Below are 16,004 nucleotides of genomic sequence, written 5' to 3' on the forward strand. Positions count from 1 at the left end.
TATAACGCTCCTTGTGTGACGGACCTGTCAGCATCGTGCTTGTCGGTCAGAATGAATCGATAGTCGCTATTAAAGAACAAAAGCGACAAAGCAGTGAAAGAAAAGCCAAAATCGAATATATCGATAGGGCTTATGTTTGAGGGTTTTTAATATTCTTGTCACTGCTGTTGCTACTATGACCCAATCCATCCTTGGAAGTGGCGATTTTTTGTACTTACCGAACAAGGGACTAGTCGAAATTTGGCATAAGTCACACTTATCTTTCGCTGTTTTGTCATTTATATCATTGGGATAGTCGACAAAAGCAAAAGTGCTGCCATGCCATAGTTGAATCCTTTCACTCGTTTGGAGGTAGTAAGCCAGCGCTGAAGCTGGATACCAGCAGCGGTCCAAAAGGTCACGGAAGGCAGATTCGCGAGGCAAAAAATACCCGCGATGAATGCCAGTTCTAGCCAAGAGCCACCACTGCTGTATACCGTGATTGCGGTTAATGCCATTGACCAACCTTTCGGGTTGACCCATTGAAATGCTACTGCACCTAAAAAGCTCATTGGGCGGTAATCATCGTTGACTTCCGTTTTACTGCTGGTGGCAATTTTATATGTTAGGTACAGCAAGTAAGTCAGACTCAATACTTTAAGAATGCTATGCGTGATCGGGTAAGCATGGAACAAGCTCATCAAGCCAATGCCAACTAAGATCAGCATTGCGCCAAAGCCGAGGGTAATCCCCAGCATATGGGGGATAGTGCGTTTAAAGCCGACATTGGCGCCAGATGTCATGAGCATGATGTTGTTTGGACCCGGAGTGAAGGTCGAGACAAACGCAAACAGCGCGAGTGCACCAAGTTGAGAGTATTCCATAGTGTGTTCCTACAAATATGTTTGCCACAAAGTGATGGGCAAGGGGTTACGTTTTCTGACCGGTCAAACACAATGATAGGTAGAAGTGTCATCAATTTTGTGCTTTTATTTGATGAAAATGCTTCGCTTAAACAACAAAAGAACATTATGGATAGATTTGACGAAAGAATATTGCAAGCACTGAAATCGGACGGAAGAATCTCCAATGTAGAGCTGTCTGAGCGCGTTGGATTGTCGCCGTCTGCTACTTTGCGCCGCGTACAAGACCTCGAACGCAAAGGGACTATCAAAGGCTATCGCGCAGTGTTGGACAATCAGCAAATGGGCGTTGGTTTTGTCGCTTATGTGTCGATAGGTTTGGCGTCGCACTCAAAGCAAGCGCAGCTCGGTTTTGAAGATCATGTACGTTTTGTGGATGAGGTGGTGGAATGCCATAACATCACAGGGGCAAATGAATATTTGTTGCGTGTCGAAACTCAAGATCTTGCGGCATACAAAGCGTTTCATGCAGACGTGCTTGGTGAATGCGAATATGTCAAAGCAATCACGACCATGGTGGTGATGGACACACCAAAAGATGAACGATAACCGCTATAGGGAACATTGTTTTGTCGCACATCAATTTGAAGTGACTCGAAAGAGTGAGTCGAGTATGACTGCAGTCCACATAAAATGCTGGAAAGCAGGCTACAATCTGACAATTCCAGCATTTATTCTCACCTTCTAAATAATCGCATCCTGCTAGTTTTTCTACGTCGTTGCTTGGTTCGCGAGCAGCGTGATAGAAAATTTAAGGATGAATGATGAAATCATACGTAACCCTTCCCCTAGTGAGCTTGGGCGCGATTGCAGCGTTAAGCTCATTTAATGTTAATGCCCACGGCTGGGTCGAGTTTCCAAGCGCACGTCAAAATACCTGTTATTTAGACGGTGGCTTTTGGACCAATGAAATTCCAAACCAAGCGTGTCAGGCTGCTTATGACGAGTCGGGGGCATACCCATTTGTTCAGCGCAGTGAAGTGGCGGCTAACGTGCCAAATTATCGTGATATGGCACATGTACAAGCAATCGTTCGTGATGGAGAGCTGTGTTCTGCAGGCGATGCGGCGAAAAAAGGTCTAAACATTCCATCGCCAAATTGGCAGCGTACCAATGTCACCCCAGACGCCAACAACCAAATTGAATTGGTGTTCTATGGCAAAGCTCCACATAACCCTTCTTATTGGGAGTTCTACCTTTCCAAGCCAACTTATGACGACACGCAACCTCTTACTTGGGACGATTTAGAACTGATCGATACGGCTGGTGACGTTTATGTTGATGCAGAAAAACGCTACCGCATGCAAGTGACCTTCCCTGCTGATCGTTCGGGTGATGCGATCCTTTACACTCGCTGGCAGCGTATTGATGTAGCGGGTGAAGGTTTCTACAACTGTAGTGATATTACGTTGAATGGTAATGGCACCACACCACCAACTGACCCTGTCGATCCCACCGATCCGGGTAATAACCTCACGTCACTTGGCTATTTTGTTCCACAAGGGTTTGGTCCTGTCGAGGCGGGTGATACCGTGCGCTTTCGTACGTTTAATGAAACAGGTACTGAGATCGTCGACCTTTCACTCCCTATTAATGCCAATAACACGACGACATGGGCAGCAGAACTGGCAGATCAATTTAACTCACAGCAAACCGGTGATTGGTATGTAGGTATTTGGCATGAAGCGATGAATCACTACATGTTCGATACGAACAATGTTTATGCGAACCAAGTATTGGCTCCGAGTGCCAATTTTAGTTACGCATTATCGTTGATTAAAGGCGATACTCAACCACCAGTCGAGCCAACCAATCTTTGGAGCAAAGACGCGGTGTACAACCAAGGCGATGTCGTAACGCACAATGGTCGTGAGTGGACCGCACAATGGTGGACTCGTGGCGAAGAACCTGGAACAACAGGTGAATGGGGTGTTTGGCGCTAGCGTTCTTTCTTCCCAAATAAATAAAACCCTTCTCGATTGAGAAGGGTTTCTTGTTTTTAACTGTCGGAACGACTAGCAGACCAAGGTTGCCAATTCATCGTGGCATGCTTTGCCAATTTGAGCATGGGGATGTCTTCATGTGTATCGCCATACGCGTAGATGGCTTGATATTGACTAACGTCGAACTTTGCTTGAACGCGTTCGACTTTCCTTTCCAAACTGCAGTCTTTACTGTGATAGAGCCCGCTAATGCGTTTGCTGTTCCCAAGGAGTTCACTGCACAGCAAGTGGTAACCTTGAGTGTCGCACCAAGGTTTTAAGTAGGCGTTAAGTGACGCGGAAACGACTACGATCGTATCTCCTTGAGCATGATGCCAATCTAATCGTGTTTTGGCTTCAGGGCGGATGTGTTGCACGATGATCTCTTGAGCAAACCGTGCTCCTAGTGTTTTCACTTCTTCGGTTTGTCGCCCCACAAAGGCAACAAAACTGGCGATTGGACGCATTCGTCTAGCAGGGAGGAACCCAGCTTTGTACATCGCATAAAATGGCAAGATGATAATGTTGCCTAGCCACTTGCGTGGACCCGTCACCGAGTAGTGAAGGAACAGGCTAAACATGTCCTCATCGGTGATGGTGCCATCAAAATCAAACAGTGCTAAAGCGGGCTTTCGAGAATCTGACAATCTACTGCCTTAAGGGTTAATGTGCGTGTCCGTGGGAGAAGTTTATCACCATCACGCCTGCAGCGATAAGTGCCATACCAATCCAAAGGCTGGTATCCATATGCTGGCGATACACTAGTTGAGAAATTAAGGTAACAGATACGATAGCTAAGCCAGCCCAAAGTGCGTGAACGATACCCACAGGCATACCGCCTTTCATTGCTTGTGCTAAGCAGACAAATGCTGCCAAGTGACCCAGCAAAACTAGTGTTGCTGGCAGTGGCTTGCTAAAACCGTCAGTCGCTTTAAGTGCAACATGTGAAAGGGCTTCTGCGCCCACGCCTAAAAGTAAGAAAAACCAGCTCATTGTTATCATTCGTCTTCAGTTGTTGTGGAGTGCGCTTAGTATATTGATGTCGAATAAAATGATAATCCTGCAAAAAATCAAATAACTTTTACTTAAATGTAATAATAGTGGCGTCTTACATACGCTTACACCAAGTCTTGGTTGTAGTCGTTACACTGCCGCCGTCTTTAGAGAGGAGCGTGTATTGATGCATAAAGCGATAGCGGCGACTGCGGTGATATTGGCATTGAGTGGGTGTGGCGGTGAAGGGATGTCAACGGATTCAATTCCCAAGTTCAAAGACCCTAGAGCAAGCTATCAAGTGGATGGGATCGATTTGCTCCATCACTCTATTACTGATGCAATCAGCGATGATTTACTTGGTTTTGAAGCAGAAAACTTATCGCGCAAAGTCACCTATACCCTAGACAGACTTTCTTTGGGTTTGCTGTGGGAGTTTAACGTGAGCACTTTAGAAGAGCTGCAAGCGCTAGTGCCCGATGTCGGTGACAGCAAAACCTCTTCATTCTGGAAATACCATCTCATGCGTCTTTCGCCTGATATGGTAATGGTGAGCACACCAGAGGAAATTGCGCACTTCTATTATGAACAAGAAATCATTGAAACACGCTTTGGTATCTCTACCTACAAGTTCAGTGAAAAACCAACACGTATCACCATGGTGGTCTACCCTGAAGGCATCAGTATTGAAGCATTCAATGAAGGCTATCAGGCAGAATATGACGAGAGTAAAGGCACTTACACAGTGCGACTGCAATATGAAGACGCAAATCAAAGCAGTCATTACGAAAAGCTGATTGTCGAGTTGAACGGTGATCAAGTTTGGCTTGAGAAGGGCACAAGTACGATGGAAGGTCTGGAAGTAAAAGACCACGCTAAGCAAAGCCATCGCTTCGAATATAATCGCAAACAAAACACACTCTCTATCCAATAACGATTTATTGAATATTGAAGTGGTGACTAGGTTCATTTCTGAGTAACGGTTGGGAGACTGGCTCGGAGGTCATGACTTCAATTCTATTTGCGCTTTACCAAGACCCTTTGCGCATTGGGGGGAAGAGATATTTCTTCCCCCCGTTTTTCTTGTTACTAACAGCGCCAATTAACTGCGATTTTCGCTTCTAGAAGGGGGAATAAAAGTGTGGTCTTGGACGCAATAGATGACGTTGGATGATTACAGCTTGGCTTTGATGAAGTCCAAACCATCAGTATCAACAAAACCGGACGACTTGATCAGTCGACTCGGTTGAACCCCATAACGTCTCTTAAACACCCGACTAAAGTAATTAGGGCACCCAAACCCACTTTTGATCGCTGCTTGCTTGATCGACATACCTGACATAATGAGCGAAACTGACTTTTTTAACCTGATATTATTGGTTAACTGGGTAAAGGTAATGTTCGAGTTTTTGAGCTCAGTTAATAAGTAACTCTTGCTGATCCCTGTTTTTATCGAAACATTCTCCAACGTCCATGGGTACTCAGTGTCTGCTTGAATACAGTTAGTCATCTTATTTATGAGCTTTACAGACGATAAAATGTTCGCTTTATCGAACTCACTACAACTGCTTAAAAAAGACGTAAGTGCGAAGACGCTGATTGAGTGAACCATACATGACGAAACGTCAGATAAACAATATTCAATCGAAGAGTCGAAGTAGTCATTTGTATTAAATAACTTCTCTTGATCATCTCCCGTTCCAAAATCGAAGAAGTAATAATTATCTACAATGACTCTTAGCATTTCTTCTGTGTAAGTGAAGCGTTCAACTTCTATTTCTTTGTCCTTATTGATTGGTCTAAGTGAGACCCAACATTTAGAGTGCGCGGGAACATAAATAATGTCCCTTCCTTTAATCTGTATCATTCGACCACTCACACTAACAAAGCCTATCGCATTGGACACTCTGACTAATAAATGCCGAGAGACGTATGCTTCTATTAATAACTGTGGACTTTGATATTTGAGCGCTTTAAATGTAACTTTTTTCATAGGAATATAAACAAGTCTACGCGGACAAAACTGTTTCGAATCGATGTGTTTCCTTTATCTCTCTAAAGTTCAATAAATCGAGAGTTTCAGAGAGTGAGAGCGGGTAATAATAGTTGTAACCTTGATGAAAGACCTCAGGATGAAGAAATGCGACTCGTTGAGAGGATGTTTCTACACCTTCTACAATGATCTTCTTGCTATGGAATTTAAGTAAAGGAATCAGCATTCCGATCATGGTCAAGCCATCTTGGTATAGCAAGTAACTCTTATCGAGTTTTATTGCATCCCAATCAATGCATTGCAACGCAGAGGTTTTGAGCTTCTCATCATGATGATAGTCGTCCAACCAGAATTGGTGTCCTTGTTTTTTGAGTTTAACGATGTTTCTTTTGGCAGCGTTGACCTCTTTAATACTTTCTATCTTCGTCACTTCGATGATGATGGGATTTTCAGTATTTTCTATGACTTCATCAACGAAGGATGAATCAAGTAAACAACTAAGAGGTAGGTTGAGTGATATATTTAGGTTAAACTGAGATAAATTTTCATTTAAGAATCTGATTTGACATAGAAAAATCTTTTTTATGAACTCATCATTGATATATTCAAAAAACTCCTCGCTATTCAACCTCTCCCCACTTGAATTAACTAAATGAGACAGCACTTCATAACCGTGAATCTTATAGTTCTTTGGATCTACGATTGGCTGAAGCTTGAACTCAAGGCTGACAAAATTTTGATTATTCCAGAAAACACTAACAATATTATTGTCAATTGATATTTCTTCTATTTTTATAGTCATCTGTTTTTATTCCTTAGGCAAACGTTTTTATAAAATACTAGATGACAGAATCACGTCAAAGAAATTATTTTAAAGATCCCAATAATATCTTTTTAAGATATTTTGTCAGAATTATGACGCCATCTCTATAGCGTCAGTGAAATCTAATTACCCACTAATATATATAATACTAATATTTTCATCTAACTCTTAATGGGCATGGTTTTTTATGCGGATTTTAATGGTTGGCTTTATTATTAAATAATAAAGCCAATTGCTTGAAGTGATAAAAGTGTCAATAAGTGAGCTTTTAACGAAAGTTTAAAAGGGAGGGAATAGGCGGTGAACTATCTCATTGATAGAAGATCGCTAGCCATATTGTCTCTTGCTCTGGGTCGGTCCAACTTACTCGATGCTTCGTGTGCGCTGGAATGTTGACGTGATCGCCCGCTTCCAAACGCTTCTTCGTGCCTTCCTCATAAGTCAGTTCGCCTACGCCTTTTAGCACCAATACCCACTCATGGTCTTCTTGATCGTACCATTCGCCTTCTGGCGTCGTTTGCCCCTTCGATACAATACGCTCGATTCGGAGCTGTCTGTGTGTGAGTAAATCTTCAAATACCTCTTCACTCAAATCACAAGGTAGGTCTTTTAAAAGGTTCATAATGTTTCCTAAATAACGATCAGGCCAAATGGCGAGAGCAATTGTTCTTGTTGCCAGTCGCAAATCTTAACACCGTATAAAGAGACGCGGCGGATGTCCAAACCCTCTAAATCAACATGGGTCAGGTCGCTTTCTTCTATATTAAAGCTGCCCCATTGTTCAGGGCTGAATTCTCCACGTGATAGATCCGCACCTTTAAAGCTTGCACCCATCAAGTTGGCACCATTCCATCGGTTCTCAAATAGATCGCATTTCTCTAGCAGTGCGCGCTCAAAATTAGTGTAAGCCAAGTTGCAACCCGTAATGTAGGCGATACAAAAGAACACAGTATTGTTGACGCGATTAGCGAAATTAGCACTTTGAAAGTTTGCACCCTTCAAATCGCATTTACGTAACTCAATGCCGACGCAGTCTGCGCCATTAAACTGAGACATCGCTAACATGCAGTTGCTAAAACTGGCATCTTTAAGTTTGGCATAGCGAAAGGTACAGCCTTCAATGTCGCTTGGTTGGATAAAGCGGCAATCAATAAACTTCACATCACTGAGATCGGCGTGGTCAAAGTTGCATTGATAAAAGCGGCAATTTTGAAAAGTGGTGTTTTGCAAATCGTGATGCGAAAAGTCTTCCTGTTCGAAAGTGAGATCGGTCTTAATCATGGCTTTTTATCTTTTCCTTACTTGGTTAGATGCAGACTATCACTCTAAGTAACTGATTTTCCAGAAATATAACTTCTTGTATTTCAGTGGTTTACAGACCCCGAAAATCGCCAATTTAAGCGGTCAAACGGGCTGTTTAAAGTCGATGTTTTGTAAAAATAATCCGAGCATATCGAGAAAAAAGTTTTGTTGAGCACAGAGGCTTACAGAAGAATTGAAATGAGAACTGCGACGTACTCTTCTCACACGCACAGTTTGCATTACAGAATTGTATCCGATTTGCATAATTTGTTGATCAAATTGGCGTTTTTGTATACGGAAAAGCTATATTTTTCACAAATTGATTTCCATCAAAATAGTAGGGTTTCTATATGCTATTTTGCGCGCAGCTCAAGAAAATAGTGATACTCGCGTGCTTCAAGGTTTTGGATTGATAACAGAACCGTCCGAAAAGGAAGAGCATAGCGGAGTACAAAAGAAACAAAGCCCTACAAAAGGAAATAACAATGAAAAAAACAATCTGCAGTTTAGCAGTGGTTGCTGCGTTAGTGTCTCCAAGTGTTTTTGCTCACAGTGAAGGTGACTTCATTCTACGTGTTGGTGCGGCATCGGTTGTACCAAACGACAGCAGTGACAAGATCCTAGGTTCTCAAGAAGAGTTAAAAGTAGATTCAAACACTCAACTGGGTTTGACGTTTGGTTACATGTTTACTGACAATATCAGCCTGGAGATTCTAGCGGCAACACCATTTAGTCACGATATCTCGACTGATCTTCTTGGTCTTGGTGATATCGCAGATACTAAACACCTACCACCAACAGTGATGCTGCAATACTACTTTGGTGATTCGCAAAGCAAGTTCCGCCCATACGTAGGTGCGGGTTTAAACTACACCATGTTCTTTGATGAGGGCTTTAACGGTAAAGCCAAAGATGTAGGTCTTACTGATCTAAAATTGGATGACTCATTTGGCCTGGCTGCCAATGTAGGTGTCGATTACATGATCAATGAAAGCTGGTTCCTAAACGCATCCGCTTGGTATGCAAATATCGAGACCGAAGCGACTTATAAATTTAATGGCGCAGCACAAAAGACTGACGTAAAGATCAACCCTTGGGTATTCATGATCAGCGGTGGTTACAAGTTCTAAGAAAAAGCAGTAGCAAAAGAACAATAAGATTATTGGCATGACTTTTAGGGGCAGTTGCGGGGATTGCCCCTCTTTTTTATCTATTCTTTCTGGTTTTCTTTGCCTTCCCTATACCTCTTCTCTCTCCCCATATGACTACGATAGTGGTGCACTACTTTGGTATTTGTAAACACGTGACCAAAAAGATGAATTTTCTGTTAATTCTCGGTTGCTGAGAAAAGCGCAAAATTACCATAGCTAGGTTTTGAAATTGTTCTGATAAATTCGATTGGAAGTGTTCGGTTAATTATTAATCGAACGCTGAAATAAAAATTACAAAATGAAGCTAAGGACTGGCTGACTAAGGAAAATCACTCATGAAGTGCGAAATTTTCACACGAGTATTTTCCGGTTTTGCTGTCTTTAGCTGAGAAAAATGTCTTTATTTTTCAATCGATAGACAGGAAGAACCTAAAATGAAAGGAACCACACTCATTGCAGTATTTGCTTCGGCAGTCTCGCTGTTCTCATACAGTGAGAAAATAAGTGCGGCAGAGAAATTTATTACTATCGGCACCGGTGGTCAAACGGGCGTTTATTACGTTGCTGGACAGTCGATCTGTCGTTTCGTAAACCGTGGCGCAGCAGACCACAGCATTAAGTGTAATGCTCCGGCCAGTGGGGGGGGCGTGGCAAACGTAAATGGTTTGCGCAGTGGTGAATACAACTTCGGTATCATGCAGTCAGACCATCAATACAAAGCCTTAGAAGGCGTGGCTCCTTTCCAAAATAACCAACCAATGACGGATATTCGTGCCGTTTTCTCCCTACAAAGTGAAGTGTTCACGATTCTTGCGCGCAAAGACGCGGGCATCACCAGTTTCGACGATTTGAAAGGCAAGCGCGTCAACATCGGTAACCCTGGTTCTGGTCAACGCGATACGTTTGAACAAGTGATGCAAGCAAAAGGCTGGTCGCAAGATGTGTTCAGTTTGGTATCGGATCTGAAGCCAGCAGAACAAGCTTCCGCAATGAGTGACAATAACATCGATGCTATGAGCTACTTCGTCGGTCACCCAAACGGCGCGATTCAGGAAGCATCAACCACCACCGATGCTGTGCTAGTACCAGTGACTGGTCCTGAAATCGACAAGCTACTTGCTGAGCGTGCGTACTTCACCAAAGCAACTATTCCGGGCGGAATGTACCGTGGCAACCCGAACGATACTCAATCTATCGGCGGCAAAGCGGTACTCTCAACCACAGCAGAGACGGACCCTGAGTTAGTGTATCAACTGACGAAATCTGTGTTCGATAACCTAGACCGCTTCAAACGCCTGCACCCAGCATTTAAAGACCTGAAAGAATCAGAAATGATTGAGGTGGGTCTGTCTGCGCCACTGCATGAAGGTGCGGTTCGCTACTACAAAGAGCGCGGCTGGTTGTAACTCTTAACACCTTCGATTTTTAGCAAGCGCTGCGATGGATTCTCAGCGCTTGCTTCTCTGTTGTTTGTGAGAAAATTATGGATAAGACGATCTCCACGTCCCATGCTGACATGCATCCGAATGAGCTGTCGGCAGAAGAACTGATTGCCCAAGATGTGGGTGCTCGCCTGCCAACCGGAATCATGGAAAAGCTGATTGCGGGTTTGGCGTTACTGTGGTCTTTGTTTCAACTTTGGATAGCGTCTCCGCTCCCATTTATTGTCGGTTTCGGCGTGATGAATGACACCGAAACGCGCGCCATTCACCTTGGCTTTGCCCTGTTGCTTGCCTTCCTCGTTTTCCCCGCTTTTAAGCGTTCTCCACGCGATCGTGTTCCTGTCTTCGACATCATGTTGGGTTTGATTGCTTGTGCCTCTTCGCTGTACTTATTTGTTATGTACGAAGCACTAGCACAACGTCCGGGCAGCTTAACGACTGAAGACTTTATTACCGCATTGATCGGCTTGCCTTTGCTTTTAGAAGCCGCGCGTCGAGTGCTTGGTCCTGCTTTGCCGGTGATTGCGTTGGTGTTTATCGGCTACAGCTTAGCTGGTCCGTATATGCCGGGTTTATTGTCCCATCGCGGTGTTCAGTTGGATGCGCTGGCTAACCACCAGTGGATCACCACGGAGGGTGTGTTTGGTATTGCGCTTGGCGTATCGACCAGCTTTGTCTTCTTGTTTGTTCTGTTTGGTGCGTTATTGGAACGCGCTGGAGCAGGGCACTACTTCATTCAATTGGCATTTAGCATGTTGGGGCACCTGCGTGGTGGTCCTGCAAAAGCAGCCGTCGTTGCTTCGGGCTTAACGGGTTTGATTTCGGGATCGTCGATCGCCAACGTGGTAACCACGGGGACGTTCACTATTCCTATGATGCGCAAAGTTGGCTTCTCTCCTGAGAAAGCGGGAGCAGTCGAAGTGGCATCATCGGTGAACGGGCAAATCATGCCCCCTGTTATGGGAGCCGCAGCGTTTTTGATGGTGGAATACGTCGGCATTCCTTATGTTGAGATCATCAAACATGCCTTCTTACCTGCCGCAATTTCTTACATCGCACTGCTTTATATTGTCCATCTAGAAGCGCTCAAGTTGGGCATGCAGCCAATTGATGCCGCACGCTCAAAACCTTGGCTAGCGAGACTCACGGGATTTGCATTTGGCGCGGCGTTGATTTCTGGATTGTCGATGGCAGTCTACTACGGTTTAGGATGGTTGAAGCCAGTATTGGGTGACTTTGTATTACCTGGGATGGCGTTAATTCTGGCTACGGTTTACTTGGCACTGCTAAAAGTCGCCGCAAGTAATGAGCCGCTACCAGAAGAAGATCCAGATGCTCCACTAGAACAGTTACCAAATACGCGCGCAGTCTTACTCTCTGGCTTGCATTACCTACTGCCTGTGGTGGTTTTGGTGTGGTGTTTGATGGTCGAGCGTCTGTCTCCGGGGTTGTCTGCTTTTTGGGGTAGTGTGATTCTGGTGGTGATCGTTTTGACTCAGCGTCCTCTTTTGAGTTGGATGCGTAAAGATGGCAAACACGATTATGGCAACTTCAAAGACGGCTGTATCGACTTGCGTGAAGGCTTGATTGCTGGTGCGCGCAATATGATCGGCATTGGCATCGCGACCGCCACCGCAGGCGTAATTGTTGGTGCGGTATCGCAAACGGGGGTTGGCTTAGTATTGGCTGATTTGGTTGAGATGCTGTCTATGGGTAACTTGCTGTTAATGCTGATGCTCACGGCGGTATTGAGCCTGATTCTAGGCATGGGCTTGCCAACGACGGCGAACTACATCGTGGTATCGAGCTTGTTGGCGCCTGTTATCGTTACGCTGGGTCAACAACACGGCTTGATAGTGCCGTTGATTGCGGTGCACTTGTTCGTGTTCTACTTCGGTATCATGGCGGACGTAACACCGCCAGTAGGTCTGGCGTCTTTTGCCGCAGCTGCGGTGTCGAAAGGTGATCCAATCAAGACGGGTCTAACCGCGTTTTACTACAGTTTGAGAACCGCGGCTTTGCCGTTCTTGTTTATCTTCAATACGGATTTGTTGTTGATTGACGTGGATTGGGCGCACGGTATCGCCATCTTTGTTATCTCTACTATTGCGATGTTGATATTCGCTGCTGCGACGCAAGGTTGGTTCCTGACTCGTAATCGTTGGTACGAAGGCGTGTTGTTGCTGCTCGTAGCATTTACCTTGTTTCGCCCAGGGTTCTGGATCGACATGGTGGTGGATCCGTACCAATCGAGCAATCCTGCCCAACTGGCACAAACGCTTGAACCGCTTGAAGAGGGCGGTGTACTCAGAATGCGAATCAGCGGTGAAGATGCGGTAGGTAAGATGCGTGAATTCTCGGTGCTGCTTTCGGTTCCTGAAGGGGAAACCGGACAAGATAAGCTGGACGCACTTGGCATAGCGACTTATCAGCAAGATGAACAAACTCTGATTGATATCGTTAGTTTTGCTAGCCCAGCAGAGGCGGCAGGATTGCAGTTCGACCAACAGATTGTCGATGTGCGTGTGCCAGTTGAGCGTTATCGCAAAGAGTGGATGTGGATTCCAGCAATGTTCTTGTTTGGTGTTGTGATTTGGCTACAACGTCGACGTGTGGCAATGCAGAACGACACAGCATGTTGATAGTTAAAGAAAAATAACCTAACAGCCCCGTTGGAGCCAAGACTGACGGGGCTTTTTTCTGTCTGAAATATTCATCATTTCTATTTTCAATGTCGCGGAATTATTAGCGCATTCTATACTTTATGTTTGATTACTTTGCGCATCATTTGAACAAATGATCAACGCTCAAAATCGGATCTTAACCTTTCAGATCATCTTGTTGTTCGAAAGCGGAAAAATCCTACACTGATCACATAATTGAACACTTGGACAATATAAATGAGCGACGATATCGCGAAGAAATCCTCTTCGAAATCTAAAATGACCAAAATCCTTTTCCTACTCGTTTGTGCAATCGCCTTTGGTGCGATGTACTGGTCTTGGCAATATTCCGATAGTCACCCGAGTACGGAAGATGCGTATGTAAGAGCTAAAATCCTATCTGTCGCTCCACAGGTTCAGGGTCAGGTGGTATCAGTAGAAGCGAAAGATTTCCAAGTCATCAACAAAGGTGACTTACTGCTTAAGATTGATTCTCGCCCTTACTTATTAGCAGTGAAACAAGCGAAAGCCGCTTATCAGTTGGCCGTTCAACAACACGATGTGGCAGACAAACAAGTGACCGAAGCCGTGGCTGGTTTGGATGCGGCGCGTTCTAACTTGACTGAAGCGCAAGTGGAGTACAAACGTACCGATTCTCTTGTGAAACGTAAGTTAGCGTCTGACCAAGACCTTGATACGGCGAAAAACAAACTCGCTAACGCGCAAGCTGGTCTAGAGCAAGCGCGAGCAACAGTTGAAAAAGCAATCGCAAACCGTGGTGAAGAAGGTGCAGAAGCGGCGGTTGTTCAACAAGCAGCAGCGCAACTTGCACAAGCTGAATTGAACCTGAGCTACACCGACATCACTTCTCCAGTCGATGGCATTGCAGGTGAAATCAACACTCATACGGGTTCGGTTGTCAGTATCGGTCAAACACTATTCCCTGTGATCATCAAAGACAGCTACTGGGTGCGCGCGAATTTCAAAGAGACTGACTTAACTCACATCAAAGCAGGTATGCACGCTGAAGTCGTGATCGACATGTACCCAGATGTGGTTTGGGATGCAAAAGTGGAGCAGTTATCGCCTGCAAGTGGTACCTCTTTCTCATTGATGCCACCAGAAAACGCAACCGGTAACTGGGTGAAAATTAAACAACGCTTCCCTGTGCGTTTAACTTTAGAGGTACCTGAAGGTGCGCCACAGTTGCGTGTGGGTGCGAGTTCTGAAGTCACTGTTGATCTAAAAAGTAACGCACAATGAGTAACGAAATTACGGCAGATAAACGGGGTATCGCCACCGTCGCCGTGATGCTTTCTGCCATCATGGTGCTGATAGATATGACCGTTGCCAACGTGTCGCTTTCGCACATGATGGGTGCACTAGGCGCAACGGCAGACCAAATCACTTGGGTGCTGACTGGCTACAGCATGGCAGAAGCGATCTTCATTCCGATGACCAGTTTTTGGGTATCGCGCTTTGGTGAACGCAAAGTCATGCTGGTGGCGGTGATTGGTTTTGTCATTGCGAGTGCCTTCTGTGGACAAGCCAGCTCGCTCGAAGAGATGGTGGTATTTCGTATCATTCAAGGTGCGTTTGGTGCTTCGGTTATTCCATTGGCGCAATCCACATTGGTTCAGATTTACCCTTCTGAGCAAAAAGGCAAGGCGATGGCGATCTTCTCTATCGGTATCTTGCTGGGTCCTATCTTAGGTCCGGTGGTGGGCGGTGTGATTACCGATAACATCAACTGGCGTTGGATTTTCTACGTTAACTTACCATTTGGTTTGGTGTGTACCGCGCTGATCTATCGCTACATCCACATCAGCAACAAGTCGAAACCAAACTTCGACTGGTGGATCATTGGCTATATGGCGCTCGGTGTAGGTGCGTTGCAGTTCGTGCTCGATAAAGGGAACGATGAAGACTGGTTTAACTCACGCATCATTCAAACCGCTGCACTGCTAGCGATAATGGGCTTAGTCATGTGGATCTACCGCAGCTGGAAGACTAAGGGTCCAATAGCGCCGCTGTGGCTCCTCAAAGACAGAAACCTCATGGTCTCGTCTTTGATGATAGCGGTCGTTTCGATGGCGATGTTTGGCTTGACCACTCAACAGCCTATGCTGCTTGAGAGCTTGTTGAACTATCCAGTATCGACCACAGGTATGTTGATGGCACCACGAGGGTTAGCGTCCGCCTGTATGTTAATTTTGGTCATCATCATCAACCCGCAATTTGATCCAAGGTTGAAGATTGTATTCGGTTTAACCTGTATTGGAATTGGCAGTTATTTTATGACCCTATACTCGACAGAAATTGACACTTTCTGGATCGTGATGCCAAGTATGATTCAAGGTATGGGCTTAGGTTTGACTTTCTCGACTTTGTCGACGCTGGCTTACATGACGCTACCAAAAGAACAGTCAGTAGCAGGGGCGAGTATTTTTAACTTGTTCCGAACCATTGGTAGCTCATTTGGTATTTCCATCGCTACCACATACCAGTACCGTGATGGACAACAGCAATGGCACGCTTTGGGTGAAGGTTTCAATCCTTACAATCCTGTATTGCATGATTGGGCTGCTAAGCAAGGATTGTCGATTACTGATCCTGCTGCATTGGAGCAGTACCAAAGCATGCTCCATCAGCAATCGCAAATGGTCGCGTTTGTGCACACCTTCCAGTTGGTCGGGGTGATGTTCGTGATCATGATGCCGATGCTGGTATTTATCCGTTCAAAGTAAACCTCT

The 16,004-nt window shown here is 45.0% G+C and carries 15 protein-coding genes; 8 read left to right on the forward strand and 7 right to left on the reverse strand.

The genetic code is table 11. The features are described 5' to 3' along the window. Positions 1–278: 278 nt before the first annotated feature. Entirely contained in the window at positions 279–863 is a 585-nt protein-coding gene (locus QMY49_RS19890) for a LysE family translocator (protein WP_009702356.1), read from the reverse strand. A gap of 147 nt (positions 864–1,010) precedes the next feature. Between QMY49_RS19890 and QMY49_RS19895 the strand changes: the two genes are divergently transcribed. Further along, positions 1,011–1,451 carry an Lrp/AsnC family transcriptional regulator gene (locus QMY49_RS19895; RefSeq protein WP_045486755.1) on the forward strand — a complete coding sequence of 147 codons (441 nt, stop codon included), beginning with the start codon at positions 1,011–1,013 and terminating at the stop codon, positions 1,449–1,451. A 215-nt stretch (positions 1,452–1,666) separates the two neighbouring features. After that, positions 1,667–2,845, forward strand: a complete 1,179-nt coding sequence (locus QMY49_RS19900; RefSeq protein WP_038898300.1) for a lytic polysaccharide monooxygenase — start codon at positions 1,667–1,669, stop codon at positions 2,843–2,845. A gap of 56 nt (positions 2,846–2,901) precedes the next feature. On the opposite strand, the gene QMY49_RS19905 is transcribed toward QMY49_RS19900, so the two are convergent. Beyond that, positions 2,902–3,531, reverse strand: a complete 630-nt coding sequence (locus tag QMY49_RS19905; RefSeq protein WP_017818360.1) for an HAD-IB family hydrolase — start codon at positions 3,529–3,531, stop codon at positions 2,902–2,904. A 16-nt stretch (positions 3,532–3,547) separates the two neighbouring features. After that, positions 3,548–3,877 (reverse strand): DMT family transporter, encoded by a 330-nt coding sequence (locus QMY49_RS19910; protein WP_005428450.1) that lies wholly within the window; start codon positions 3,875–3,877, stop codon positions 3,548–3,550. A 187-nt stretch (positions 3,878–4,064) separates the two neighbouring features. On the opposite strand from QMY49_RS19910, the gene QMY49_RS19915 reads away from it, so the two are divergent. Next, entirely contained in the window at positions 4,065–4,811 is a 747-nt protein-coding gene (locus QMY49_RS19915) for a hypothetical protein (protein ID WP_283316342.1), read from the forward strand. A gap of 240 nt (positions 4,812–5,051) precedes the next feature. Here QMY49_RS19915 and QMY49_RS19920 read toward each other — a convergent pair whose 3' ends face one another. The 4 genes from QMY49_RS19920 to QMY49_RS19935 all read right to left on the reverse strand — a co-directional run bounded on the left by QMY49_RS19920 (position 5,052) and on the right by QMY49_RS19935 (position 7,974). After that, complete coding sequence (locus QMY49_RS19920; protein WP_020480876.1) at positions 5,052–5,744, reverse strand: helix-turn-helix transcriptional regulator; 693 nt, start codon at positions 5,742–5,744, stop codon at positions 5,052–5,054. A gap of 142 nt (positions 5,745–5,886) precedes the next feature. After that, positions 5,887–6,672, reverse strand: a complete 786-nt coding sequence (locus tag QMY49_RS19925; protein ID WP_253650001.1) for an EAL domain-containing protein — start codon at positions 6,670–6,672, stop codon at positions 5,887–5,889. A 331-nt stretch (positions 6,673–7,003) separates the two neighbouring features. Beyond that, positions 7,004–7,315 (reverse strand): cupin domain-containing protein, encoded by a 312-nt coding sequence (locus QMY49_RS19930; RefSeq protein ID WP_283316348.1) that lies wholly within the window; start codon positions 7,313–7,315, stop codon positions 7,004–7,006. A gap of 8 nt (positions 7,316–7,323) precedes the next feature. Beyond that, positions 7,324–7,974 (reverse strand): Qnr family pentapeptide repeat protein, encoded by a 651-nt coding sequence (locus tag QMY49_RS19935; protein ID WP_283316351.1) that lies wholly within the window; start codon positions 7,972–7,974, stop codon positions 7,324–7,326. 506 nt (positions 7,975–8,480) lie between these two features. Here QMY49_RS19935 and ompW point away from each other — a divergent pair. The 5 genes from ompW (at position 8,481) to QMY49_RS19960 (ending at position 15,998) form a co-directional block, all read left to right on the forward strand. Beyond that, positions 8,481–9,125 (forward strand): outer membrane protein OmpW, encoded by a 645-nt coding sequence (gene ompW, locus QMY49_RS19940; RefSeq protein WP_005447312.1) that lies wholly within the window; start codon positions 8,481–8,483, stop codon positions 9,123–9,125. 455 nt (positions 9,126–9,580) lie between these two features. Then, positions 9,581–10,552 carry a TAXI family TRAP transporter solute-binding subunit gene (locus QMY49_RS19945; protein ID WP_017189728.1) on the forward strand — a complete coding sequence of 324 codons (972 nt, stop codon included), beginning with the start codon at positions 9,581–9,583 and terminating at the stop codon, positions 10,550–10,552. A gap of 77 nt (positions 10,553–10,629) precedes the next feature. Then, positions 10,630–13,230 carry a TRAP transporter permease gene (locus tag QMY49_RS19950; RefSeq protein WP_258456390.1) on the forward strand — a complete coding sequence of 867 codons (2,601 nt, stop codon included), beginning with the start codon at positions 10,630–10,632 and terminating at the stop codon, positions 13,228–13,230. Positions 13,231–13,488: 258 nt separating this feature from the next. Further along, positions 13,489–14,514, forward strand: a complete 1,026-nt coding sequence (locus QMY49_RS19955) for an HlyD family secretion protein (protein ID WP_005447317.1) — start codon at positions 13,489–13,491, stop codon at positions 14,512–14,514. Next, a complete protein-coding gene (locus QMY49_RS19960; RefSeq protein ID WP_154202972.1) occupies positions 14,511–15,998 on the forward strand; it encodes an MDR family MFS transporter in 1,488 nt (495 codons plus the stop codon). The genes QMY49_RS19955 and QMY49_RS19960 overlap by 4 nt, the downstream gene beginning before the upstream one ends. Positions 15,999–16,004: the final 6 nt, after the last annotated feature.

The organism is Vibrio harveyi, assembly GCF_030060435.1.
In the GTDB taxonomy this organism is placed as follows: Bacteria; Pseudomonadota; Gammaproteobacteria; order Enterobacterales; family Vibrionaceae; genus Vibrio; species Vibrio harveyi.

What these genes read in the sequence shown, in the direction of transcription:
- QMY49_RS19960 (WP_154202972.1), top strand. Translation starts at nt 14,511, where the DNA reads ATGAGTAACGAAATTACGGCAGATAAACGGGGTATCGCCACCGTCGCC.
- ompW (WP_005447312.1), top strand. Translation starts at nt 8,481, where the DNA reads ATGAAAAAAACAATCTGCAGTTTAGCAGTGGTTGCTGCGTTAGTGTCT.
- QMY49_RS19945 (WP_017189728.1), top strand. Translation starts at nt 9,581, where the DNA reads ATGAAAGGAACCACACTCATTGCAGTATTTGCTTCGGCAGTCTCGCTG.
- QMY49_RS19925 (WP_253650001.1), bottom strand. Translation starts at nt 6,672, where the DNA reads ATGACTATAAAAATAGAAGAAATATCAATTGACAATAATATTGTTAGT.
- QMY49_RS19900 (WP_038898300.1), top strand. Translation starts at nt 1,667, where the DNA reads ATGAAATCATACGTAACCCTTCCCCTAGTGAGCTTGGGCGCGATTGCA.
- QMY49_RS19895 (WP_045486755.1), top strand. Translation starts at nt 1,011, where the DNA reads ATGGATAGATTTGACGAAAGAATATTGCAAGCACTGAAATCGGACGGA.
- QMY49_RS19930 (WP_283316348.1), bottom strand. Translation starts at nt 7,315, where the DNA reads ATGAACCTTTTAAAAGACCTACCTTGTGATTTGAGTGAAGAGGTATTT.
- QMY49_RS19915 (WP_283316342.1), top strand. Translation starts at nt 4,065, where the DNA reads ATGCATAAAGCGATAGCGGCGACTGCGGTGATATTGGCATTGAGTGGG.
- QMY49_RS19920 (WP_020480876.1), bottom strand. Translation starts at nt 5,744, where the DNA reads ATGATACAGATTAAAGGAAGGGACATTATTTATGTTCCCGCGCACTCT.
- QMY49_RS19950 (WP_258456390.1), top strand. Translation starts at nt 10,630, where the DNA reads ATGGATAAGACGATCTCCACGTCCCATGCTGACATGCATCCGAATGAG.
- QMY49_RS19955 (WP_005447317.1), top strand. Translation starts at nt 13,489, where the DNA reads ATGAGCGACGATATCGCGAAGAAATCCTCTTCGAAATCTAAAATGACC.
- QMY49_RS19935 (WP_283316351.1), bottom strand. Translation starts at nt 7,974, where the DNA reads ATGATTAAGACCGATCTCACTTTCGAACAGGAAGACTTTTCGCATCAC.
- QMY49_RS19910 (WP_005428450.1), bottom strand. Translation starts at nt 3,877, where the DNA reads ATGAGCTGGTTTTTCTTACTTTTAGGCGTGGGCGCAGAAGCCCTTTCA.
- QMY49_RS19890 (WP_009702356.1), bottom strand. Translation starts at nt 863, where the DNA reads ATGGAATACTCTCAACTTGGTGCACTCGCGCTGTTTGCGTTTGTCTCG.